This window comes from Roseibium sp., from assembly GCF_051016195.1.
In the GTDB taxonomy this organism is placed as follows: domain Bacteria; phylum Pseudomonadota; class Alphaproteobacteria; order Rhizobiales; family Stappiaceae; genus Roseibium.
Genome location: NZ_CP134616.1, coordinates 2,676,987 through 2,700,929, shown reverse-complemented (window position 1 = coordinate 2,700,929; position 23,943 = coordinate 2,676,987). Strand labels below are relative to the sequence as shown.

Below are 23,943 nucleotides of genomic sequence, written 5' to 3'. Positions count from 1 at the left end.
GCCCGTCAGACTTTCCAGAAACAGAACACCCCCCAGCCAATGCTCAGCGCGAGCGGCCACCACAGTGGGTTGCCCATCAGCCCGAGCCAGGCCAGGAAGATGTAGGCCGTGCCGAGCAGGGTGATGAAGAGACGATCGCCCCGCGTCGTCGTCAGGCCCAGGACACCACGGCGGGCAGCGCCGCCGGGATACTTTATTTCGAGCACGGTCAACAAACCGATTGCGGAAAATATGCCGACGAATAGCAGCGCCGTCGGCCAGGTCCAGGCCATCCAGCCGAGCATCAGACCCTCCCCAGGGCAAAGCCCTTGGCTATGTAGTTGCGAACGAAATAGATGACGATGGCGCCGGGAATGATAGTCAGGGTCCCGGCGGCCGCCAGCAGCCCGAGTTCGTAGCCCGCGGAGGAAGCGGTCCGGGTCATCACGGCGGCAATGGGTTTGGCCTCGACAGCGGTCAGCGTCTTGGACAGCAGCATTTCCACCCACGAGAACATGAAGCAGAAGAAGGCGGCCACACCGACGCCCGACTTGATGGCGGGCAGGAAGATGGTGACGAAGAAACGCGGGAACGAATATCCGTCCACATAGGCTGTCTCGTCCAGTTCCTTCGGCACGCCGCTCATGAAACCCTCGAGGATCCAGACGGCGAGCGGGATATTGAAAAGGCAGTGCGCGAGCGCGACGGCAAGGTGCGTGTCGAACAGACCGACCGCCGAATACAGCTGGAAGAACGGCAACGCGAACACGGCGGCAGGCGCCATCCTGTTCGTCAGCAGCCAGAAGAACAGCTGCTTGTCGCCGACGAACGAATACCGGGAAAAGGCGTAAGCCGCCGGCAGCGCGACCATGACCGAGATCACGGTGTTCAGGGTCACGTAAATGATCGAATTGATGTACCCCCAGTACCATGTCGGATCGGTCAGGATCTCGATGTAGTTGGCAAATGTCCAAGTTTGCGGGAACAGGGAGAACCCGGCAAGGATCTCGTTTGTGGTCTTGAAACTCATCGCGACGAGCCAGTAGATCGGCAGCATCAGGAAGAGAATGTAGAGCGCGGGAACCAGGCTTTTCAGACGCATGATCGGTCTCCTCAGTTCTTGTTATCGTTCAATGTCATCAGCGTGTAGAACAGCCAGGAGACAAACAGCGTGATGGCAAAGTAGATGAGCGACATGGCGGCTGCCGGTCCGAGGTCGAACTGACCGAGAGCAATCTTCACCAGATCGATGGAAAGCAGCGTGGTGGAATTGCCCGGTCCGCCACCGGTCAGGACGAACGGCTCGGTGTAGATGTTGAAGCTGTCCATGAACCGCAAGAGAATCGCGATGGTCAGAACCGTCTTCATCTTTGGCAGCTGAATGAACCGGAACACGGCCCAGTTCGACGCCCCGTCGATTTCCGCGGCCTGATAATAGGCGTTCGGGATCGACACCAGCCCCGCATAGGCGAGCAGCACCACGAGCGACGTCCAGTGCCAGACATCCATGACGATGATGGTGACCCAGGCAGCAAACGGGTCCTGCGTCATGTCGTAGGAAAGACCCAGCGTGTGGTTCATGAAGTAGCCGAGCAGGCCGATATCGGGCAGCGTAAAGATGTTCCACATCGCGCCGACAACGTTCCACGGGATCAGCATGGGCAGAGCCATTGTCACGAGACAGAACGGTACCCATGGCCCTTTTTTCGGCATGGAAAGCGCGATCGCGATGCCGAGTGGAACCTCGATGATCAGGATCAGGAACGTGAACAGGAATTGCCGCCCGAGCGCATTGTGAAAGCGTTCCGAAGTCAGGACCTGTTCAAACCAGTCCAGTCCCTGCCAGAAGAACAGGTTGTCGCCAAAGGTCTCCTGGACGGAATAATTCACCACCGTCATCATCGGAATGAGCGCATTGAACGCGACCAGCAGGAGGACCGGTGTCACGAACCACCATGCGCGTTGATTCTGGGTTTTCACTGGACACCCTCCCCAGGCGTGCTTGCCAGCCATCCGTCTTTGTAAAGCCGGGTCTGGGATTGCTTGAACGCGAGCTTGATCGTATCGCCGGCATTCGGCGCGTCGCCTTCCAGGATCGCGTGAACGCGGCTGTCGCCGGCCATGGCTTCGACCACCTTGTGCCGTCCGATATCGGCGACCTTGCGCACCTTGGCCTCAAGGCCCGTTCCGTTTCCGGATACCGAAACGAATTCCGGACGAATGCCGATTTCGGCCGCGCCCTCGGCGGGTCCTTCCAAAGGACCTTCGAGACTGATCAGCTCATCGCCGAAGAACGCCCCTCCGTCCCGTACGTCGCACGGCAGCACATTCATGCCCGGCGAACCGATGAAATGGCCGACAAATGTGTGTGCGGGGCGCTCGAACAGTTCGACCGGTGTTCCGATCTGCACGATCTCGCCGTCCTGCATGACGACGACCTGATCGGCAAAGGTCAGGGCTTCCGTCTGGTCGTGGGTGACGTAGATCATGGTCGCCTTGACCCGCTGGTGCAGTTCCTTGAGTTTGGACCGCAGCTTCCACTTCAGATGCGGATCAATCACGGTGAGAGGTTCATCGAACATCACGACATTGACGTCCTGGCGCACCAGGCCGCGGCCCATGGAAATCTTCTGCTTGTTGTCGGGAGACAGGTTCGCGGCACGCGTCTTCAGCATGTCGGTGACCTCGAGCATTTCCGCGATCGCGGTCACGCGTTCCTTGACGGTCGCCTCGTCCCGGCCGCGGTTGCGCAGCGGGAATGCCAGATTGTCGTAAACCGTCATCGTGTCGTAGATGACCGGGAACTGGAACACCTGCGCGATGTTGCGCTGTGCCGGCGGCAACGACGTCACGTCCCGATCGTCGAACAGGATCTTGCCTTCGGAAGGCACCAGCAGTCCGGAGATGATGTTGAGGAGCGTGGACTTGCCGCAACCGGATGGTCCGAGCAGTGCGTAGGCTCCGCCGTCATCCCAGGTCAGATCGATTTTTTTCAAGGCATAGTCGGCATCGCCCGATGGATTTGGGTGGTAACTGTGCCGCAGGTTGGAGAGCGTTATTTGTGCCATGACATTCTCTCCTCAGGCGACCAGCGCGCCGTCGGGCGCAAAGAAGAAACAGTGGCTTGGATCCAGGTAGAACGCGTGGATCTCGCCAACGAAGTAGGGATGCACGCCCGGCGACAGCGAGACCCACGACTGGCCTTGAAGATCGAAGTGGGCGCTGCTTTCCGAGCCGCTCAGTTCCGTGACCTGGATGTGTCCTTCAAGGCGGACGGAATGATTGGCGGTTTCCACCGGCATCACGTGGTTCGGCCTGATCGCGAGGGTGTAGGGACCGTCCTGGAGAGCGGCGACATTTGCCGACGCCTGCCAGCGGATGTCTTCCGTCAGGACAACCATGTCGCCCCGCTTGGTGACGGAAGCGGTGTTGATCGGCGGATTAGAAAATACCTTGGCGGCGTCGAGATCTTTGGGCTTGCGGTAGATTTCTGACGTCGGTCCGAACTGGACGACGTTTCCGTCCGTCATCAGGGCCGTCTTGCCGCCGAGCAGCAGGGCTTCTTCGGGCTCGGAGGTCGCATAGACCACGACCGCGCCGCGGCCGGCAAACAGATCAGGCAGTTGGTCGCGTAGTTCCTCGCGCAGCTTGTAATCGAGATTGGCGAGCGGTTCGTCGAGAAACACTGCGTCGCTTGTCTTGACGATGGCGCGCGCAAGCGCCGTGCGCTGTTGCTGACCACCGGAAAGCTCGTGCGGCTTGCGGTTCAGATAGGGTTTCAGCCGGAGCAGATCCGCAGCTTCTTCCACCCTGCCCTGGATCTCCGACTTGGCAACACCGGCCACTTTCAGCGGCGAGGCGATGTTGTCGTAGACCGACATGTGCGGGTAGTTGACGAAGAACTGGTGCACAAGGCTGATATTGCGCTTTTGGGCCGACAGCTTCGAAACGTCCTTGCCGTTCAGAATGATCTGACCGGATGCAAGGCTGTCCAGTCCGGCCATGAGCTTGATGAGCGATGTTTTGCCGGCTCCGGTCTCACCGAGGAGAACGTTGAATTGGCCGGGCTGAAGCGTCAGGCTCGTGTCCTTGATATGGGTGATACCCTGGACCTGCTTGATGACGTTTTTGAGTTCAAGAGACATGTAATCTAGCCCGCGTCCGGACAGGGCAATCCTTGGAAGCGTTGCGCTTCGTGCCCGTCACAGTCGGATCGGTGATGGACCGGGGACGAGCCCCGGCCCAGACGAGTCAAGTGTTACACTTTTGCTTATTGACCCCAGCGGGCAACAAGCTCGTCGTAGTTGACGGTGACACCCTGCGGCTTCTCGTTTTCGAGCTTGGCTTTCGGGGCACCCGGCTTGGACAGCCAGACCTGCGGGTCCTGCGGCTCGTTGAGACGCGGTCCGCAACCGCCGTAGACGTTGGCGCGTTCGTCAGCCTGCTGCATGCGGGCCATAACGATGTCCATTTCCTCGGCGAGACGATCCATCGCTTCCTGCGGCGTGAAGGCGCCGGAGTTCACGTCACCGATCTGCTGCCACCAGATCTGCGCCAGTTTCGGATAGTCCGGAACGTTGACGCCGGTCGGCGACCAGGCCACACGGTCGGGCGAACGGTAGAATTCGACCAGACCACCCAGCTTAGGTGCACGCTCGGTGAAGGATTCGTGGTTGATGGTGCTGTCGCGGATGAACGTCAGACCCACTTGGCTCTTCTTGGTATCGACGGTCTTGGACACGACGAACTGTGCGTAGAGCCAGGCTGCCTTTGCACGATCTTCCGGGGTGGACTTCAGGATGGTCCAGGAACCCACGTCCTGATAACCGACCTTCTGGCCTTCTTCCCAATAGGGACCATGCGGGCTCGGCGCCATGCGCCACAGCGGCGTGCCTTCATCGTCGACCGTGTTGTTGCCTTCCGACTTCGGCTTCACCATGTCGGCTGTGAACGCCGTGTACCAGAAGATCTGCTGGGCAACGTTGCCCTGGCTGAGCGCCGGCAGGGACTGGTAGAAGTCGAAGCTGGCAGCACCTGGAGGCGCGTAGTTGCGCAGCCACTCGTCCCACTTGCGGATCGCGTAGACGGCCGCAGGACCGTTGGCTGCACCACCGCGCGACACGGACGCACCGACCGGATTACAGGTCCCCGCTTCCATGCGGATGCCCCATTCATCGACCGGGATACCGTTCGGCTCACCCTTGTCACCCGCGCCGGCCATGGATAGCCAGGCATCGGTCATGCGCCAGCCGAGGTCGGGAGCACGCTTGCCGTAGTCCATGTGACCATAGATCGTGACGCCGTCGATTTCCTTCACATCCTTGGAGAAGAACTCCGCGATGTCTTCATAGGCCGACCAGTTGACCGGCACACCGAGATCGTAGCCGTACTTGTCCTTGAAGGCCGTCTTGAGGTCTTCGCGGTCGAACCAGTCCTTCCGGAACCAGTAAAGGTTCGCGAACTGCTGGTCGGGCAACTGGTAGAGGTCGCCGTCGGGGCCCGTCGTGAACTGGGTGCCCATGAAGTCCTCGAGGTCGAGGCCCGGGTTGGTCACGTCCTTGCCGTTGCCTGCCATCCAGTCGGTCAGGTTGTAGGCAAGCTGCAGACGGGAGTGCGTTCCGATCAGGTCGGAGTCGTTGACATAGGCGTCATAAAGGTTCCGGCCGGTTTGCATCTGGGTCTGGACGGCCTGGACGACCTCGCCCTCACCAAGGATCTGGTGATTGACCTTGATGCCGGTGATTTCCTCGAATGCCTTTGCGAGAACTTCCGACTCGTACGAGTGTGTCGGAATGCCTTCGGACAGGACGTTGATTTCCATGCCGTCGAACGGTTCAGCCGCCTTGATGAACCACTGCATCTCGGCAAGCTGCTCGTCCTTGGTCAGAACGGACGGCTGGAATTCCTGGTCGATCCACTTCTGTGCCGCTGCTTCATCGGCATAAGCAGATCCTGCTCCCGCAAGTACAGCACCGGCTGCAACTGCGGAGAGTAGATACTTGCGCATCTTCATCTCCTCCCATGTGAGTATGAAAGCCGTTTTAACCGGCTCGTGATACTTGGTCACACCGTTGCCATGATGTCAAACTAAATATTTAGTAGGTATTTTTTTCGGGGATGTAAAAAAATAAGACATTGAATTTAATAATTTATTTTGGGCGGCATTTAGTTCAGAGAGCCAGTTTATGCAGCCATTTCTTGGCGCTCACAAACGTAGTGTGGCACAATTTTGACATTTCACATAGCGCAATTTTCGATTTCGCTTCTTTCGCTTCATCATCGAATTGGCTTCATTCGAGCTTCATTTTGCAGTGCAAACGAAAAAAGGAAACTGAATATCGCAACGCGGCATTCCATTTGAAACAGTGTTTGGCAAAAATGTCCGACGAGATCCCACGGGTCCGTCCCGGTGATCGGCAAGACGAAAACCAGTGCGGCGACACACCGGCCTGCTGACCTGTCAGAGCACGGTCCTGACATGCCAGAGCTCGGGAAAGAGTTCGACCTCGAGCATGCGCTTGAGATAGGAGACGCCGCCAGTCCCCCCGGTTCCGCGTTTGAAGCCGATGACCCGTTCGACGGTTGTCACGTGGTTGAAGCGCCAGCGCCGGAAATAGTCCTCCAGATCAACCAGTTTCTCACCGACCTCATAAAGTCCCCAATACCGGGAGGGATCCCGATAAACCGTTTGCCAAAGGTCCCTGACCGCATCCACAGGGGCATGAGGCGCGGACGAAGACACGCGGATGCATTCCTCCGGCAGCGCGAATCCCTGACGGCAGGCAAACTTCAGAACGACCTGGTAGAGGGTTGGGTTCTCCAGTTCGCTTTCGAGCAGTGCAGTTCCGTCCGGATCGTGGGCATGCGGCCTGGTCATCGCGATGTTGCGATTGCCCAGCACATATTCGATCAGCCTGTACTGGAGCGACTGGAATCCGGATGACTGGCCGAGGGCGTCGCGGAACCGGGTGTAGTCGCTCGGCGTCATGGTGCGCAGCACATCCCAGGCCGAGTTGAGCTGTTCCATGATCCGGCTGACCCTGGCGAGCAGTTTCATCGCTTCCGGCATCCGGTCATTGTCGATCGCATCGCGCGCCGCGTGGAGCTCATGCAGCATGAGCTTCATCCAGAGCTCCGAAGTCTGGTGCTGAATGATGAACAGCAGTTCGTCCGGCGCATCGGAAAGCGCCTTTTGGGCGGTCAGGATTTTCGAAAGGCCGAGATAGTCGCCATAGGACATCTTGTCGGCGAAGGCCATCTCCGCGCCGTCATCCGCCGGATTGTAGGCCTCGTTCGGGTCGGTTTTGTCGGTCATCGGGAGGTCTCACTCAAGACAGCGAAGGGATTTGCGCACCAGCGGGCCGGGCGTTTCCGTTCAAACGCAATTCCGACTCGGATGGAAAACTCATAACGGCAAGAGACCCGTCACGAAAGGGTGCCGGGAACTTCTGACCACGGACATGCCACCGCAACCATATGTCTGAATTGGCAAAGAAACACGTGGTGCGGTGCGTCAAAGTGTGAAACGCTACACCCCGTTTTTCCAGCCAAGGTGATCAGGGTCATCTGATGTCCATAAGAGCAAGTATCTATCATCTCACGCATTACCGATACGACCGGCCGGTTACGCTCGGGCCGCAGATCATCAGGTTGAGACCGGCTCCACACAGCCGGACGCGTGTCCTGTCGCACTCGCTCAAGGTCGCTCCGGGCGGCCATTTCGTCAATCATCAGCAAGATCCCTACGGCAACTGGCTGGCCCGGTTCGTCTTTCCCGAACCGGTACGTGAATTCAAGATCGAGGTCGACCTCACAGCGGACATGTCCGTCTACAATCCCTTCGACTTTTTCGTGGAAGAAACCGCCGAATATTGGCCGTTCGACTACCCGGAAGAGCTCCGCGACGATCTCCGCATCTACCAGGGCGTCGAAACACCGGGACCGCACCTCAAGCGTTTCCTGGATGCCGTTCCGAGGGAAAGACAGAAGACCATCGATTTCATCGTCGCCCTGAACGCGCGCGTTTCCGGCGAAGTCGATTACGTCATCCGCATGGAACCGGGTGTGCAGACACCTGAAGAAACCTTTGAGCGCGGAACCGGTTCCTGCCGCGACTCAAGCTGGCTGCTCGTTCAGGCGTTGCGGCATCTCGGCTTCGCCGCACGTTTCGTGTCGGGCTACCTGATCCAGCTGAAACCGGACCTGGAAGCTCTCGACGGACCTTCGGGCACGGACCACGATTTCACCGATCTGCACGCATGGGCAGAAGTCTATCTTCCCGGTGCGGGCTGGATCGGGCTCGACCCGACCTCGGGGCTCCTGACCGGTGAGAGCCATATTCCGCTGGCAGCGACCCCGCACTACAGCAACGCAGCGCCCATCGTGGGCATGGCCAGTGCGGCCGATATCGACTTCTCCTTCGACATGCAGGTCTCCCGGATTGCGGAGCACCCGCGCATCACCAAGCCGTTTTCCGAAGAGGCCTGGACGGATCTCAACCGTCTCGGAGAGGAGGTCGACCGGATCCTGAAGCAGGAAGACGTCCGGTTGACCATGGGCGGCGAACCCACATTCGTCTCCATTGACGACTTCGAAGCTGACGAATGGAACACCGACGCCGTGGGCCCGACGAAGCGCGATTTTGCCGACAAGCTGATCCGCCGCCTCAGGACGCGTTTCGCGCCAGGCGGCTTCCTGCACTACGGGCAGGGCAAATGGTATCCTGGCGAAACCCTGCCGCGCTGGACCTTTTCGCTCTACTGGCGGCAGGATGAAAAACCGATATGGCGTGATCCGGAGCTGATCGCCGCCGAAGGCTCGGATACGGGTGCAGACGCCGGGCAGGCCGAAGCGCTTCTGCAGAAAATCGCCGACCGTCTGGAACTCGACGCAGACTACGTCGTGCCGGCTTTCGAGGATCCTTCGGTCTGGCTGATCAAGGAAGCCAACCTTCCGGAAAACGTGACACCCGACAATTCGGAACTGGAAGACGCCGAAGCACGGCACCGGATCGCGCGCGTCTTCGATCGTGGCCTGACGAAACCGGCAGGCTACATTTTGCCCGTGCAGCGCTGGCAATCGAAATCAACCGAACAAAGATGGCGGTCGGAGCAATGGAAGGTGCGGCGCGACGCCCTGTTCCTTGTTCCGGGCGACAGCCCGGTCGGGTATCGTCTGCCGCTTGAAGCCCTGCCCCATGTTCCACCTGCGCAGTATCCCTATACCAATATCGCCGACCCGACCGTCCCGCGCGAGCCGCTGCCGGAGTTTTCAGCCGAACCGCGTGCGGAAAGACAGCAGGCCGTTGCCAGCTTCACGGCCGGCGGACCAACACAGGACAGGCGCGAGCAGGGTCAAGGGGAAGGTGAACTCGGCGACGCCACCGTCAGGACGGCCCTGTCCGTCGAACCCCGCGACGGGCGGCTATGCGTGTTCATGCCGCCGGTAGAACGCCTCGAAGACTATCTGGAACTGATTGCCGTTGCCGAGGCGGCTGCAGCGGATTTGAGCCTGCCCATCCATATCGAAGGCTACCCGCCCCCCACCGATCCGCGCATGAACGTCATCCGGGTTGCACCGGACCCCGGTGTCATCGAGGTCAATATTCATCCGGCCGGCAGCTGGAAAGACTGCGCTGAGATCACCGAAGGCGTTTATGAAGAAGCAAGGCAGAGCCGCCTTGGGGCCGACAAGTTCATGATTGACGGCAAGCACACCGGAACCGGTGGCGGCAACCACGTGGTTATCGGCGGCGCGACACCACTCGACAGCCCGTTCCTGAGGCGCCCGGACCTGCTCAGAAGCCTCGTGCTGCACTGGCAGCGCCATCCGAGCCTGTCCTATCTCTTTTCCGGCCTCTTCATCGGGCCGACCTCCCAGGCTCCGCGCGTGGACGAGGCACGGCATGACGGGCTATACGAGCTCGAAGTCGCCCTATCCCAGATCCACCGCCCCGGCGAAGGCGAAGCTCCGTTCCCGTGGATACTTGACCGGCTGTTACGGAACCTCTTGGTCGACGTCACCGGCAACACGCACCGCGCCGAAATCTGCATTGACAAGCTTTACTCCCCGGATGGCCCGACGGGCCGCCTCGGTCTCGTCGAGTTCAGAGGGTTTGAAATGCCCCCGGATCCGCGCATGAGCCTGGCGCAGCAACTGCTCTTGCGCGCGCTTGTCGCCCGGCTCTGGCAACATCCGCTTTCGGGCAACCTCACACGCTGGGGCACCACGCTGCACGACCGGTTCATGCTGCCGCATTTCGTGTGGGCGGATTTCATGGATGTGCTCCGTGATCTTGAGCACCACGGTTTTGCGATGCGTCCGGAATGGTATGAGGCCCAATGCGAATTCCGCTTTCCCTTCTGCGGGGAAATCGAGGTCGAAGGCGTCCAGCTGGAACTTCGTCAGGCCCTCGAGCCCTGGCACGTTCTTGGCGAAACCGGCGCGATCGGGGGCACCGTTCGCTATACGGACAGCTCCACGGAGCGGCTTCAGGTTAAGCTGTCTGCGGGCGATCAGGAACGCTATGCGGTGACCTGCAATCAGAGACTGATCCCCCTGAAGAAAACGGAAACCAACGGCGTTTCTGTTGCCGGTGTCCGCTACAAGGCGTGGCAACCGGCCATGGCGCTCCATCCCGTTCATCCGGTCGATGCGCCGCTGACCTTCGATATTTTCGATCGCTGGAGCGGGCGCGCCATCGGCGGCTGCGTCTATCACGTAGCGCATCCGGGTGGCCGCAGCTACGACACCTTCCCTGTCAACGGCAACGAAGCGGAGGCCCGCCGGCTGTCGCGCTTCGAGCCGCATGGCCACACGCCCGGACTCTACACGCCCCAGACCGAGCACCCGCACCCGGAGTTTCCATTGACCTTGGACCTCAGGCGCCCTGTGGGTGTATAAGGCTCTTTCGGCTTTGAAGGGCCCGGCACGGGAATCATGGAATGAGTTTGGACGAAACGGCAGAAAGCAGCGGTCGGGGATACGGTTTGTTGAAATCCTACCGGCCGTTTCCGGGCGTGTCGGACGAGCTTCTTGATCCAGCCGGCAATGTCCGCCCCGTCTGGCAGCCCTTCCTTGATCACCTCTCGTCGCTGAGCACGGAAGACATCAACGACCGGTTCGCGCGCGGCAACCAGTATCTCAACGACGCCGGCGTCTATTTCCGCCAGTATGGCCAGGACGGCGCGCTTGAGCGGGAATGGCCGCTCAGCCACATTCCCGTCGTCATCGGCGAAAGCGACTGGCAGGCGATCGCGGACGGGTTGGTTCAAAGGGCTGAACTCCTGGAAAAGGTGGTCGGTGACATCTATGGCGAGAACCGCCTCGTGTCCGACGGCTATCTGCCGGCCAGTCTGATTGCGGAAAGCCCCGAATGGCAGCGCCCTCTGGTTGGCGTCACACCGCGGTCTGGCTATTTCCTGCATTTCCTTGCCTTTGAAATCGGCCGTGGGCCCGACGGAACCTGGTGGGTGCTGTCGGACCGCGCGCAGGCGCCTTCAGGTGCAGGCTTCGCCCTTGAGAACCGGGTGGCGACAGGGCGCATCTTCAACGAATTCTTCGCCAAGGCGAACGTGCACAGGCTTGCCGGCTTTTTCCGCCGGTTTCGCGATCACCTGCTTGACCTTCGCGGCGAACAGGACAGCCGCGTCTCAATCCTGACCCCGGGTCCTCTCAACGATACCTATTTCGAGCATGCCTATATCGCCCGCTATCTGGGCTTCATGTTGCTCGAAGGAGAGGATCTGACGGTTGAAAACGGTCGGCTGATGGTCCGGACCGTTGCCGGTCTGAAGCCGATCAGCGTCTTGTGGCGGCGGCTCGATTCAGCCTGGATCGATCCTGTGGAGCTGAACGAGGAATCGCATATCGGCACACCGGGCATGGTGGAAGCGGTTCGCGAGAACACCGTCACCATGATCAACGCGCTCGGCACCGGCATCCTTGAAACCCGGGCTCTGCTCGCCTTCCTGCCGCGCATTTGCGAGCATTTCCTGGGAACCTCCCTGAAACTGCCCAACGTCGCCACCTGGTGGTGCGGCGAGGAGGCGACCCGTTCCTATGTCAAGGACAACGCCGCGGCGATGATGTTCAGTCCGGCCTTGTCGACCGCCCTGCCCTTCACGTCCGGACATACCGATTTCATCGGCAAGGACTCCGAGAAGTTCCACAAAGGCATCCTGGAAAACTGGATCGATACGGAAAAGGGCAAACTGGTTGCGCAGGAAGCCGTCACCCTGTCCACCACGCCGGCCTACCATGAAGGCTCGCTCGTTCCGCGTCCGATGAGCCTGCGTGTCTTTCTCGCGCGCACGCATAATGGCTGGGAAGTCATGTCCGGCGGATTCGCAAGGATCGGCAAGGAACCGAGCGCAAGTGCCATCGCCATGCAGTCGGGCGGCTCGGCGGCTGATGTCTGGATCGTCGGCACGCGCAAGCTGAAGATGGACACCTTGCTGCACCAGAGCGAGTCGCCCTTCTTCAAGTCGCAATCCGGAGCCCTGCCCTCGCGCGCAGCGGACAATCTGTTCTGGCTCGGCCGCTACGTCGAGCGCGCCGAAGGCGCCGTGCGCCTCCTGCGCGCATACCACGCACGGCTTCTCGAAACAGCGGACCCCGAAGCGCCGCTGGTCGCGCGAACTGCGGAATATCTCGACGACATCGGCGTCGCTCCGGAAAGTCCGATTCCCGAGGGGCTCTGTTCCATGCTGCAGTCGGCCGTGAACAGCGCCGGCAAGGTCCGGGACCGGTTTTCCGTAGACGGCTGGCTGGCGCTCAATGACCTTGCGCAGACGGCCAACGGTGCGCGACGTGTCATGAAGGACGATGCGGACGTGCCGCAGGCAATGAGCCTCCTTTTGCGCAAGATCACCGGCTTTTCCGGACTGGTCCACGAAAACATGTACCGCTTCACCGGCTGGCGGTTCCTGAGCATCGGCCGCGCGCTTGAGCGCGCCAACAGGATGGCAGATCTCCTTTCCGTCTTCACCGGCCCGGATGCACCCGACGGTGCCCTGGAACTCCTGCTGGAGGTTGGGGACAGCGCCATGTCCATGAGCCGGCGCTATGCGGTGTCGCTGAGCCACGCAACAGTGCTTGATCTGCTTGCCATGGATCCGAAAAACCCGCGTTCGGTGATGTACCAACTCTCGGACATGAAGGAACATATCGACGTCTTGCCCGGCGCCTCGGAAAACGGCTATCTCTCCGACCTCGCCCGCGCGGTCTTGCAGGTTCACACAAGCCTTGCCGTGGCGACGCCCGAGACCTTGACGCAGGAAGCCCTGGGGGAACTCAGGGACCAGATAGCATTCCTGTCGGTAGAGCTGTCAGATGCCTATATCCGCTAGGACGTGGAACAGCGGGCCAAAACGCAGATGTGAGTATGCACCGTGCTTTACGACGTGAACCTCGAAATCACCTATGACTATGCCAGCCCCGCGAATTCGGGCCGGCATTCACTGCGTCTCGTTCCGGCGTCGATCCACGGCGAGCAAAAGCTTCTGTCGTCAAGCGTCCGGCTGTCTCCGGGACCGACGGAACGGCGCAACAGAACCGACTTTTTCGGCAATGCCGTGACCGATGTGGTTTTCCGCCGCGCTCATAGCGAGCTTGCCTTCAGGCTGACCGCCCGGATCGATCGCACGTCGGTACCGCATGAACTCGACATCTCTCCGCCACTATCTCTCCTGAGAAGGGAACTGGCCGGCATCCAGTCCATGGGACCCGACGAACCTGTTCATTTTCTGACCGCTTCGCCGCGCCTGCCTTTGGCGCCGGCCTTTGCTGTCTACGCACAGGAACACACCACCCCGCAGATGAGCGCGGTGGCAGCCGTCGAGGCAATTGGCAGCGCCTTGCATCAGGACATGGATTTCGATGCGGACGCCACCACTGTCGACACGCCCGCCATCGACGCGTTTGAACGCCGCCACGGCGTCTGCCAGGACTTCTCGCATATCATGATCGCCTGCCTCCGAAGCATCGGTATCCCGGCCGGATATGTCAGCGGTTTCCTGAGGACAATCCCGCCGGAAGGTCAGCAACGCCTCGAAGGGGCGGATGCCATGCACGCATGGGTCCGCGCCTGGTGCGGCATCGAAAGCGGCTGGATCGAATACGATCCCACCAACGCACTGCGCGTCGGCCAGGATCACATCGTCGTCGCCCGCGGCCGGGACTACGGCGACACGGCGCCCGTCAAAGGTGTTCTGCGCACCGCCGGTACCCAGACCACGGACCACAAGGTCGACGTCATTCCAAGATAGGATCGCTTAACAGATCGCGACGCCAGGATCCGGAGTTTTGTCCCGGATTTATTATCCCGGTTTGCCGTGAGGCCAGCGAACAAAGGAAGACGGTGAAACAGAGTTATCTCTGATCAATTTTTCTGGTCATGCCATGGCTTGACCATGGCATCCATGCCGTTGCACCTCCAATTGCACGGCCTTGCATCGCTGAGAAGCAAGGGTATGGATTGCCAGATCAAGTCTGGCAATGACCGCCGATGTAACTCTACGTAGTCGCGAACTCGTTTCCGATCCGGCCTCTTCGTGAGGGAAATCGCCATCTGCCCTAAGTCCCTCGCTGCGCTTCAGCCGGAGTGACAAGTCCATGGACAGGAACGCGCCTCACAAAATCCATTCCGGGTCAGAACCGGACAGCAAGGAGCAAGGCTGGTCACCGGATCGCCTTGTCTTCGCCATCGAAGAAATGCATCCGCGTCTCGTCGAACTTCAGGCCGATCCGCGCGCCTTCCTCGATTGAATCGCTGCCGCTGATCCTGACGAGAATGGTTTCAAGCCCGTCCAGCGCCACATAGAGGAAGATGTCGGCGCCCAGATATTCGGCGACCTCGACCGTTCCGCTGCAATGGCCTTCGCCTTCGCTCACGATCGTCATGTGCTCGGGCCGGATGCCGAGCTTGCGCGGCTTCTGCGGCTGATCCGCATGCGGATAGTGGCCGCCGCCGTGCCCCTGGAGCGAGAACTGGTCCACCTCGACGGAACAGGGCAGCACGTTCATTTTCGGCGACCCGATGAATTGCGCGACAAACAGATTGTCGGGTCGCTCATAAAGCTCACGCGGTGACCCGACCTGCTCGATCTGTCCGGCCTGCAGCACCACGATCTTGTCGGCAAGCGTCATCGCCTCGACCTGGTCATGGGTCACGTAGATCATGGTCGTCCCGAGGCTCTTGTGCAGACGCGCGACCTCGAACCGCATCTCAACGCGGAGCGCCGCATCGAGGTTCGACAAGGGTTCGTCAAACAGGAACGCGCTCGGTTCGCGCACGATCGCACGGCCGATGGCAACGCGCTGGCGCTGGCCGCCAGAGAGCGCTTTCGGCCTGCGGTCCAGATAATCATCCAGCTTGAGCACTTCCGCCGCCGCGTTCACCTTGCTCTCGATTTCCGGCTTGGGAACACCTGCTGTCTTCAGTCCGAACCCGACATTCTCGCGCACAGACATGTGCGGATAAAGCGCATAGGACTGGAACACCATGGACAGCCCGCGTCCGGACGGCGGCAGAGCCGTCACGTCCTTGGCGTCGATCTCGATCGAGCCGCGGCTCGTTTCCTCCAGCCCCGAGATCAAACGCAGCAGGGTCGATTTTCCGCAGCCGGAAGGTCCGACGAAAATGACGAACTCACCGTCCTGAATATCCAGGTCAATGCCCTTGATTACCTGGAGTTCGCCGAACCATTTTTCGACTTTGTTGAGCTGTATTGCTCCCATGTCCTCAGTCCTCCGGCTTTCTACGCTGCTTGTTTCACGTGTGTTGGGGATGCCCAGGTCAGCCAGATGGCTGCGGTCCAGGAGAAGGTGCCACCGCCTGCACCTGCCGCGGTTTCCGGGCTGAAATATTCGGCAAAGCCGCTCGTTTCGACCAGTTGCGCCGTGTCGCTTCTCAGCTTTTCGGCGCGGAGGGCGTCGCCGGCCTCGGCAAAGCCCCGGGCGATCATGTAATTGACCATCGCCCAGACCGGGCCGCGCCAGTATCTGAGCGGTTCGAAACTGGGGTGTTCGGGATCATAAGACGGCATCGTGTAACGCACCTTTGCAGCAATGCGGTCGAAATGGCCTTGCAGCGAACTCAGCGTCGTCTCGTCGGCCAGCCCGGCATAGGGGGCCAGGAACGACATACTCGATATGCCGTCCGTGTGTTTTCCGGATCTGCGATCGAACGCGACATGCGCCTTCAGGTCGCCGTCCCAGAGAGTCTTCGCGCCTTTTTCCATATGCGCGATCCAGCCCCTGATCTCGGCCGCTTCCGCTGTCTTGCCGAGCCTCTCGGCAAGAACGAGAAGGTCCCGCGACGCCCTCAGGAATATGAATGTGACCCCCGGATCAGCGACGAAGAACGGACAGGTCCGGGCGACCTCCGCAGGATCCCAGCCGACGCTCCGGCACGCAGCCATGATGCTGAGATACCGGTCATAGTCTTCCTTGTGCGGACGCATCGCCGGGTCGACATGCGAGGTATCCTTGCGCTCGTAGGGCTCAATGTCCTTGACTTCGACGGCGCGCAGGGCGTCATCCCAGTCGGGAAGATTGTCCCGTCCCGATTCCCAGGGATGGATGATTGCCAGGACACCGACATTGTCCGGGTCCCTGTAGGCCAGGTACCAGCGGTGCCAGTTCATCAGCTGCGGGAACAGCGCGCCGGCGCGTTCAAGCGCCCTTCCGCTCGTATCGGTGTCGACGAGGTCCCGGATCACCGTCGCCGCCACGGGTGGCTGCGAATGGCCCGAACTCGGGATCGGGCCTCCATCTGTTCCCCAGACCTTCGGACCCGGGAAGTAGCTCGGGTCGTCCTTTCTGAAGAGGATGTGGGGAACCATGCCGTCCCGCCATTGGCCCTCGAACAGCATTTCGATCTCACGCCAGGCGCGATCCTGGTCGAAGGTTGCGAAGCCGAGCGCGACAAAAACCGAGTCCCAGTTCCACTGATAGGGATAGAGCCCCTTTGTCGGCACCGTGTACCCACCCTGATCGTTCTCGATCAGGATGGTCCTCGCTGTTTTATCCAAGTCTGCGTTTGACACAGAAGTCTCCTTGGCCATCACGGCCGTTTCAAGCGTTGCCCTAGCCCTTGACGCTGCCGGCCGTCAGGCCTTGCACAAGGAAGCGTTCGAACCAGAGGAAAATGACGAGGACGGGCACGGTCGCAATCACCGCGCCCGCCATGAGATGCTGACGAGGCACCTCGGAGGAATTCAGGGACACGACACCGCGCGACAGCGTGAAGATGTCCGGATTGTCGAGGAACATGAAGGCGAACAGGAACTCGTTCCAGGCGATCATGAAGACATAGAGCGACACCGACGCCAGTGCCGGCAGCGACAGCGGCAGGGTTATCTTCAGGATAACGCCGATGCGCGTCAGCCCGTCCATCAGGCCGGCTTCTTCCAGCTCAGAGGGGATGCCGCGGAAATAGCCCTGAAGCATGTAGAGGGCGACCGGAATTGTCGTTGCCGGATAAACGATCAGAAGACCCGTCAGCGTGTTGCGTAGCCCGAGCTGCGAGAACACGGCATAGAGCGGGATCACCAGCACGATCGCCGGTACCATGTAGATCAGAAGGACCGAGCGTGACAGGAACGCCTGTCCGGGAAAGCGCAGCCGCGAGACCGCATAGGCACCCGGCACCGAGAACAGCAGCGTCAGGATGACGGTCGCGACACTGACATAGGCCGAGACCAGCAGGTAGCGCCCGAAGTTGAACTGGGTGAACAGCTCAACGTAGGAACGGAACAGCCCGTCTAGCCCTTGCGACAGGTCGATGGACAGATCCAGCGGATTTGCCAGAAGCGTCTGCTGGCTCTTCAGCGACGTCATCACCATGACGTAGAACGGCAGTGCCACGATGATCGTGAAGATGACGAAGCCGACGCCCTTGGCAATGCGGATATAGATCACCTCGCGCTCGTAGCGGCTCATCGCGCCCAGCCGGGCACCGTTGAGGCACACGGTGGTTGCCCAGGTCGCACCGAGGACGGTCACGATGAGGGCCAGCCCCTGCCAGACCGGCACGGTGCCGAGCGACAGGTTGAAGGGCGCTGCGAACGACCCGATCATCAAAAGCACGAACATGATGATCGCGGCGAGCGCCCAGGCGGGCAAGCCGCCTTCGGCCTCCGAGGACTGACGCCATACGAAGACGAGCGCACTGACGAGCCCGGCAATGCCGGCGGCGGTTGCCTGCGGCAGGGCCACTTCGCCCGTGATCAGCGTCAGCGTTACGGCGACGACAACGATAGAGGTCACGCCCCAGATCAGGCCGGTGACGGCTGCAAGCAGGATGCTTCCCGGTCTCATAGCCCTTCCTCCTTCGGTGAGAAGCGGATGAACAGGGTGGCGAACGTAACCAGCACGACGAAGACCACGACCGCGACCGCGGCACCGGCTCCGAGATTGGAAAGCGCAAAACCCTGTTCATAGACATCGACGGTGAGCGTCCGCGTCCCGGCATTGCCGCCGGTCAGCAGGAAGATGTCGTCGAACTTGTTGAACGTCCAGATGAACCTGAGCAGGAACAGCACCGACAGGATGCCCATGAGCTGGGGTAGCGACAGGTACCAGAACTGCTGCAGCGGCGTGGCTCCGTCCATCTCCGCGGCTTCGTACATGTCCGTGTTGATGGACTGCATGCGGGCAAGGATGAACAGGAACGAGAGCGGAAAATACCGCCAGGCCTCGAAGGCGATAACAGTCGTCAGCGCCAACGGAAATTCCATCGGAATCCCGAACAGGGAATATTCGATGGCCCGCTGTCCGAAGAAATTGATCGGATCCGACACCACGCCCATTTTCGTCAGGAGCGCATTCACGGTCCCCGAAAACGGATCGAATAGCACAACCCAGGTGAAAGCGACGGCGATCACCGGGGACACATAGGGAAACAGGAATAGCCCGCGCACGATACCGCGCCCTTTGAAGACCGTGTTGAGCAACTGTGCGGCGAAGAGGCCCAGCACCAGCGCGCCGCCCGTTCCGAAGATCGTGTAGTAGAAGGTGATCCGCAGCACCGACCAGAATTCTTCGGCACTGAAGATCCGCCGGAAGTTGTCCAGGGTGAAGTCAAAACTCGTCAGTATGTTGTTTGCGTCGCCCGCAATCACCGGTTTGCTGGCACGTTCCGGCCTGTTGGCCGCTAGAAAAGCATCCGTGACCGTGCCCTCGATCTTGAGCCGTTCGCGCCAGCCCGGCTCCACCGTGCCGATGGTGCAGGTCAGCGCACTCCCGTTGAGGGCACAAACATCCGGCAGAACCGAAACATTGAAGCCGGCCGGGATGGCATCGGTCAGAACGACATCGCGAACTTCCTCTTCCTGCGAGGAATTGCGCAGCCGGTATTCCAGTTCGGCGCTGTCGCCCGCGGCCTCGGGACCTCCGCGCACACGTTCATTGACCAGCACGGTCGGCGGACGAAGATCCGCGAGTTGCACCGGTTTCACACTGATCCAGAAGTTGGCGAGCAGCGGCCCGGCGACGATCATGAGGATAATTGCGAAAGTCGGCGCCAGCATGAGATAGGCGAGCCACATCTCGCGGCGCTGCATGGGTCCGACCCCTTTGGGCGGACCGAGGGCTTCCGGGTTTTGGTTCTGTGCGCTCATGGTTCCAGCTCTGCGTTTCGGCCCTTGGGCAGCGCCCCGAAGAGAGGTGCTGTAGGACAAGCGGTCCCTACCCTCCCGCGGCAGGCGCGGGAAGAAGCGATTGGTGGGGACCGGGCGCGCGGCGTACCTGCGTCCGGTCCGGATGTTCTGGAGGGGTGGGTTCCACCGGTCAGCCGATGGAACCACGTGCGTCAGTCGTTACTGAACTTTTGCCAGTTCTTCGTTGAGCTTTGCGACCGTTGCCGCCGCATCGCGCTCGTCGTCGATATATTCACGCACCAGACGGTTGATCACCTGGCTGTTGATAATCTTGGACGCCAGCGACAGCTGGCCTTCCGTCACGCCCCAGCGGGCGGCGGTGTCGAGACCGGAGACAATCGTGTTGATCGTATCCGCATCATAGAGATCGGTCAGCGGCGCTTTGCGGTCGACGCCAACCGGCAGTTTCGACCAGCCGTCAACGAATGCGGTCGGGTTGTCGGCGTTGCCGCGGCGGATCGGGAACTTGCCTTCCGGCGCGATCGACAGGGTCGACATGTAACCGTCATCCATGGAGAACTCGACGAACTGCATGGCCGATTCCGTATCGGCGTCGTTGGTGATGCCGAAGTAACGCACGTCACCCCAGGCAGCGCCATCCGGGTTGGACGGACCGCTCAAGGTGGTCACGATACCGGTCTTGGACGCCAGTTCCTTGGAGGTCGGGTCATCGGTGAGTGTCGGCGGGGCGCTGTCGCGCAGACCTGCAAGCTCGTCCAGAATGAACGGTGACCAGATGATCATCGCCGCTTTGCCGGCAAAGTAAAGTTCGCGGGACTGCTTCCAGAAAAGATCTCCCGGAGGAGACGCCTTGGCAATCGCCTTGTAGAAATCAAGTGCCTCGATGGTCTTCTTTTCATCAAGTGCCTTGAAGCCTTCTCCGTCAACCGGGGTCACGCCATTGGCCAGAAGCACGTGCTCCAGCACCTGGCTCATGAAGTTTTCGTCGATCTTGGTCGCAGCGACGAACGCGAACATCTCCGGCGGATTATGCAGCTTTTCAACAGCGGCCAGGATGTTTTCGTAGCTGTCCGGTGCCGCAAGTCCGTTCTCGTCGAACAGGTCTTTGCGGTAGACAACCATCTGCGTCCAGCCATCGACCGGAACGGACGCGACACCGCCGTCAACGGCTGCCATTGCTACTGCGCCCGGTGCGAACGTGTCCTTGCCGAGGTTGTCGACCACCTCGGTTGCCGCTTCCGTATCCAGGATACCGGCTTCTGCCCAGGGCAGCGCGTATTGAAGCGTATGATAGATCACATCCGGCAGGTCGCCGGCGGCGAAAGCGGCGGTTGCGCGCGTGCCGAGATCCGATTCCGAAACGGGGATGACTTCCACTTCGATGCCGGTCTTTTCCTTGAAGGCGGCGGCCATTTCTTCCTGCTTCGCCAGACGCTCAGGCTGCTCTTCCGTTGTCCAGAAACGCAGCGTGTCTGCCTGTGCCGTGGTCAGACCGAGTGCGAGTACGCCCGCAATGGTCGAGGCCAGGAATCTACTCCTCCCAAGCATTTCATTCTCCCTTACTGCCGGAAAGTGGCTGTTCGTTCAGCCGGTCACGGAGCACGCCTGCCAGCGCCTCCGACGTCATGGTCGGCGCGCCGTCGGAGGCACGCCGGATGAGTTTTGCCTTGGCCAGCGCCTGCAACTGGTGCGGCGGCTTGCCGTCGAGAACATCAATCAGCATGCGGGCGACCCGTCCGCCTGCTTCCTGTGCGCTCTGTGTGAATGTGGTCAGCGGCGGGTCCACATATTCGCCCGCCGGCAGGCCGTCATATCCGATCACCGTGACATCGGCGCCCGGTTTCAAACCGAGGGTCCTGCAGAACTGCACGGCGCCGATCGCGAGCGCATCCGTCGCACACAAGATGGCCGTCGGCGGCGCCTTGGTGGCCAAGAGAGCCCTCGCACCTGCAATGCCGCCCTTTTCACCGATCGGCTGCAGGGTTTCCAGTTCGCCGTCATGGGCAACCCCAAGCGCTTCGAGACCCTGCCGGTATCCTTCAAGCCGCTGCCGGGCGAAATTCAGTTCCAGCGGCCCGCCAATGAAACCGATGCGCTCGTGACCGAGGCTGTAGAGGTGCCGTGCACCGGTGGCGAAGGTTTCTTCATTGTCGATGTCGAACCAGGCATAGCCGGACGGATCACGGGTACGCCCATGCGCCACAAACGGAAAATTCTGTTCCAGTAGATAGGCGATCCGAGGGTCTTCGACTTCCGTCCGCGTGACGATGAAACCGTCGACCTTGCGGCGCGCGATCAGGCGCTTGAGCGTTGCAATCACGTGATCGCGCGAGTGCGCGGTCGTGACAAGAAGATCGAGCCCCAACTCGTCGAGAGCACGCGCTATACCGTCGATGAATTCGGCGAGAAACGGATCGGCGCCATTGCCATGACCGACGGGAATGATGATCCCGAGCGTATCCTGCCGCCCGCGTTTGAGGTTCCGCGCCGTCGCCGAGGGCTGATAGCCGAGATCCTGCACCGCCTTCAGGATGCGCTTACGGGTATCTTCGGAAATGTCGGTGTAATTGTTGAGGACGCGCGAAACGGTTCCCTTGGCAACGCCGACATGGCGGGCCACGTCGTCAATGGTCACGGAACCACGGAGTCGCGACATCATTCCTCCCACGGGGCACGTGGCCCCAGACTTTCCGCTGCCAATGGGATTAGGCGCAGTTTATTGACGTAAAGTGTTCCAAAACCGGTTTCGGAAGTCAACAAAATCGGTTTCGGAAACGAAAAAGTTTTATTGCGCAATGCGGGAACACGTTGGTGTTAAAGCAAAACACTGCGCTTGAAGGTTTCGGAGAAGTTGTGGCATGCCACGCGTGAACCCTGGGTGATCAGGTGTTCCGGAGCACAAGACCTCCGATTACTGCTCCCTCATCCCGGACCTGATCCGGGATACGGTCCATGTTGCCACAAGACGAAGCGGTAAGTGCTCGGTTTGGGACACAGCAGCGAGCAAATCCAAACAAGCCTCTGGAACCGAGTGGATCCCGGGTCTCCGCTCAGCTGCTTCCGGAACGGCACTGAAATTAGACGACAGTAATGGCAAAGTGTTTAGAAAAACGGCGCGCTCAACCCTTGCCCCCTATCCTTCGAGAAAAGCCTGCAGACTTTTCCCGGATTTGTCATCCCGGTTTGCTGCACTCGCAGCAAGACCGGGAACCAGTAATCCGTGCGCCTGTAGTTTGATTGAATTCGGAGAAGCAAGGGTTTACTAGGTTCCGGCCTTCCGCTGCGCTTCAGCCGGAATGACAATTCTATTGAGAAGCGCATATCTTTCGAGATCTGTTGCGGACGAAACCGGACAGCAGCGGACCCCGTCTGACACTCAAAGGCCTGACGCCGCCGCGTAGAAATCATGCGCAAAGTGGAAGCGAAACGGCATGGATGCCATGGCTTGACCCACTCCTGTCCGGTTTATGACGAAATGGGTCCCGTAGGGCGCGTTTGCGTATGCAGACTTGTCATCCCTGCTGAAGCGCAGCGGAAGGCAGGGAACCAGTAACCCCTTGTTTCTCCCGCTTCTTCTAACCTGAAGTCACACAGCGTACTAGATCCCGGTCTTGCCGCGCACGCGCCAAACCGGGACGACAAATCCGCAAAACAAGTCCTTGTCCCAACTTGGCGCCGGACGGAGCACTGCCGCTTTCTCAATGATATTAGCTCGATAGCAAATTCTAAACCGGAAAGCAGTGGGTCAGGCCATGGCATGACCGGTTGAATTGCGGCGGTCTCTCGATGCGTCTTCGCGTTGGCGGACACGTCATCAACTCATTGAGCCTATCTGATCTCGTATGCGTGCCTTCACCCGCCGTCATTCCAGACAAGGGAGGCATAGCCGAGCGCCGATCTGGAATCCAGACATAAGCTCGCGCCAAAGGCGCGTCATCTCTCAATCCAAGTGTCAGACCGGACTTATTCTTCAGGCAGCTCACCCTCTGGCGGCTGCCAGAGTTCGACCGCATTGCCCTCCGGGTCCAGGAAGCGGAAGAAGCGGCCATATTCCTCGTCATCGTAGCCGAGTTCGGTCACACCATCGGCGCGGAGGCTTGCCATCATGGCGTCGATGTCGTTGACACGGAGGTTGATCATGAACCGGTTTTCGGCAGGTCCGAAATAGGAGGTATCCTCCTTGAACGCAGCGAAGACCGAAGGCCCTGCATTCTGGTGCAGCCAGGTTCCCATATTGATATCGAAATGTTTCTTGTAGAACGCGGCCTGCCGCTCCGGGTCAGCGCTCTTGAAAAACACACCACCGATGCCGTCGACTTTCGCGGACTGACTCATCTGCGAT

General features: G+C 60.2%; 17 protein-coding genes. 3 read left to right on the top strand and 14 right to left on the bottom strand.

Going from position 1 to position 23,943, the window contains the following annotated elements; translation table 11 throughout:
- Positions 1-5 precede the first annotated feature (5 nt).
- The 7 genes from RDA78_RS12490 to kynA all read right to left on the bottom strand — a co-directional run bounded on the left by RDA78_RS12490 (position 6) and on the right by kynA (position 7,294).
- The gene (locus tag RDA78_RS12490; protein ID WP_434055629.1) at positions 6-284 is read right to left on the bottom strand and encodes a DUF2160 domain-containing protein; all 279 of its coding nucleotides are present in this window, start codon (positions 282-284) and stop codon (positions 6-8) included.
- On the bottom strand, positions 284-1,081 hold the full coding sequence (locus RDA78_RS12485) for a carbohydrate ABC transporter permease (RefSeq protein ID WP_353993269.1): 798 nt from the start codon (positions 1,079-1,081) through the stop codon (positions 284-286). The genes RDA78_RS12490 and RDA78_RS12485 overlap by 1 nt, the downstream gene beginning before the upstream one ends.
- Before the next feature lie 11 nt (positions 1,082-1,092).
- A complete protein-coding gene (locus RDA78_RS12480) occupies positions 1,093-1,992 on the bottom strand; it encodes a carbohydrate ABC transporter permease (RefSeq protein ID WP_422036913.1) in 900 nt (299 codons plus the stop codon).
- On the bottom strand, positions 1,956-3,047 hold the full coding sequence (locus tag RDA78_RS12475) for an ABC transporter ATP-binding protein (RefSeq protein ID WP_434055628.1): 1,092 nt from the start codon (positions 3,045-3,047) through the stop codon (positions 1,956-1,958). The genes RDA78_RS12480 and RDA78_RS12475 overlap by 37 nt, the downstream gene beginning before the upstream one ends.
- Before the next feature lie 12 nt (positions 3,048-3,059).
- Positions 3,060-4,124, bottom strand: coding sequence for an ABC transporter ATP-binding protein (locus RDA78_RS12470; RefSeq protein WP_434055627.1), 1,065 nt, complete (start codon positions 4,122-4,124; stop codon positions 3,060-3,062).
- Positions 4,125-4,249: 125 nt separating this feature from the next.
- Positions 4,250-5,986 (bottom strand): ABC transporter substrate-binding protein, encoded by a 1,737-nt coding sequence (locus RDA78_RS12465; protein WP_434055626.1) that lies wholly within the window; start codon positions 5,984-5,986, stop codon positions 4,250-4,252.
- A gap of 453 nt (positions 5,987-6,439) precedes the next feature.
- Positions 6,440-7,294 (bottom strand): tryptophan 2,3-dioxygenase, encoded by an 855-nt coding sequence (kynA, locus tag RDA78_RS12460; RefSeq protein WP_434055625.1) that lies wholly within the window; start codon positions 7,292-7,294, stop codon positions 6,440-6,442.
- A gap of 254 nt (positions 7,295-7,548) precedes the next feature.
- Here kynA and RDA78_RS12455 point away from each other — a divergent pair, with 254 nt between their 5' ends.
- Genes RDA78_RS12455 through RDA78_RS12445 form a run of 3 tightly spaced genes read left to right on the top strand, consistent with a single transcriptional unit; the run spans position 7,549 to position 14,246 of the window.
- On the top strand, positions 7,549-10,881 hold the full coding sequence (locus RDA78_RS12455) for a DUF2126 domain-containing protein (protein WP_434055624.1): 3,333 nt from the start codon (positions 7,549-7,551) through the stop codon (positions 10,879-10,881).
- 41 nt (positions 10,882-10,922) lie between these two features.
- The gene (locus RDA78_RS12450) at positions 10,923-13,328 is read left to right on the top strand and encodes a circularly permuted type 2 ATP-grasp protein (protein WP_434055623.1); all 2,406 of its coding nucleotides are present in this window, start codon (positions 10,923-10,925) and stop codon (positions 13,326-13,328) included.
- A 42-nt stretch (positions 13,329-13,370) separates the two neighbouring features.
- Positions 13,371-14,246 (top strand): transglutaminase family protein, encoded by an 876-nt coding sequence (locus RDA78_RS12445; protein ID WP_434055622.1) that lies wholly within the window; start codon positions 13,371-13,373, stop codon positions 14,244-14,246.
- 412 nt (positions 14,247-14,658) lie between these two features.
- Here RDA78_RS12445 and RDA78_RS12440 read toward each other — a convergent pair whose 3' ends face one another.
- The 7 genes from RDA78_RS12440 to RDA78_RS12410 all read right to left on the bottom strand — a co-directional run bounded on the left by RDA78_RS12440 (position 14,659) and on the right by RDA78_RS12410 (position 23,936).
- Entirely contained in the window at positions 14,659-15,717 is a 1,059-nt protein-coding gene (locus RDA78_RS12440) for an ABC transporter ATP-binding protein (protein ID WP_434055621.1), read from the bottom strand.
- Positions 15,718-15,737: 20 nt separating this feature from the next.
- Complete coding sequence (locus RDA78_RS12435) at positions 15,738-17,027, bottom strand: MGH1-like glycoside hydrolase domain-containing protein (RefSeq protein ID WP_434055620.1); 1,290 nt, start codon at positions 17,025-17,027, stop codon at positions 15,738-15,740.
- Positions 17,028-17,067: 40 nt separating this feature from the next.
- On the bottom strand, positions 17,068-18,300 hold the full coding sequence (locus tag RDA78_RS12430) for a carbohydrate ABC transporter permease (RefSeq protein WP_434055619.1): 1,233 nt from the start codon (positions 18,298-18,300) through the stop codon (positions 17,068-17,070).
- Positions 18,297-19,601 (bottom strand): ABC transporter permease subunit, encoded by a 1,305-nt coding sequence (locus RDA78_RS12425; protein WP_434055618.1) that lies wholly within the window; start codon positions 19,599-19,601, stop codon positions 18,297-18,299. The genes RDA78_RS12430 and RDA78_RS12425 overlap by 4 nt, the downstream gene beginning before the upstream one ends.
- Before the next feature lie 198 nt (positions 19,602-19,799).
- Positions 19,800-21,149: an ABC transporter substrate-binding protein gene (locus RDA78_RS12420; protein WP_434055617.1), complete on the bottom strand. Its 1,350-nt coding sequence runs from the start codon at positions 21,147-21,149 to the stop codon at positions 19,800-19,802.
- A 1-nt stretch (position 21,150) separates the two neighbouring features.
- Positions 21,151-22,257: a LacI family DNA-binding transcriptional regulator gene (locus RDA78_RS12415; protein WP_434055616.1), complete on the bottom strand. Its 1,107-nt coding sequence runs from the start codon at positions 22,255-22,257 to the stop codon at positions 21,151-21,153.
- A 1,307-nt stretch (positions 22,258-23,564) separates the two neighbouring features.
- Entirely contained in the window at positions 23,565-23,936 is a 372-nt protein-coding gene (locus RDA78_RS12410; protein WP_434055615.1) for a VOC family protein, read from the bottom strand.
- Between the last annotated feature and the right edge of the window lie 7 nt (positions 23,937-23,943).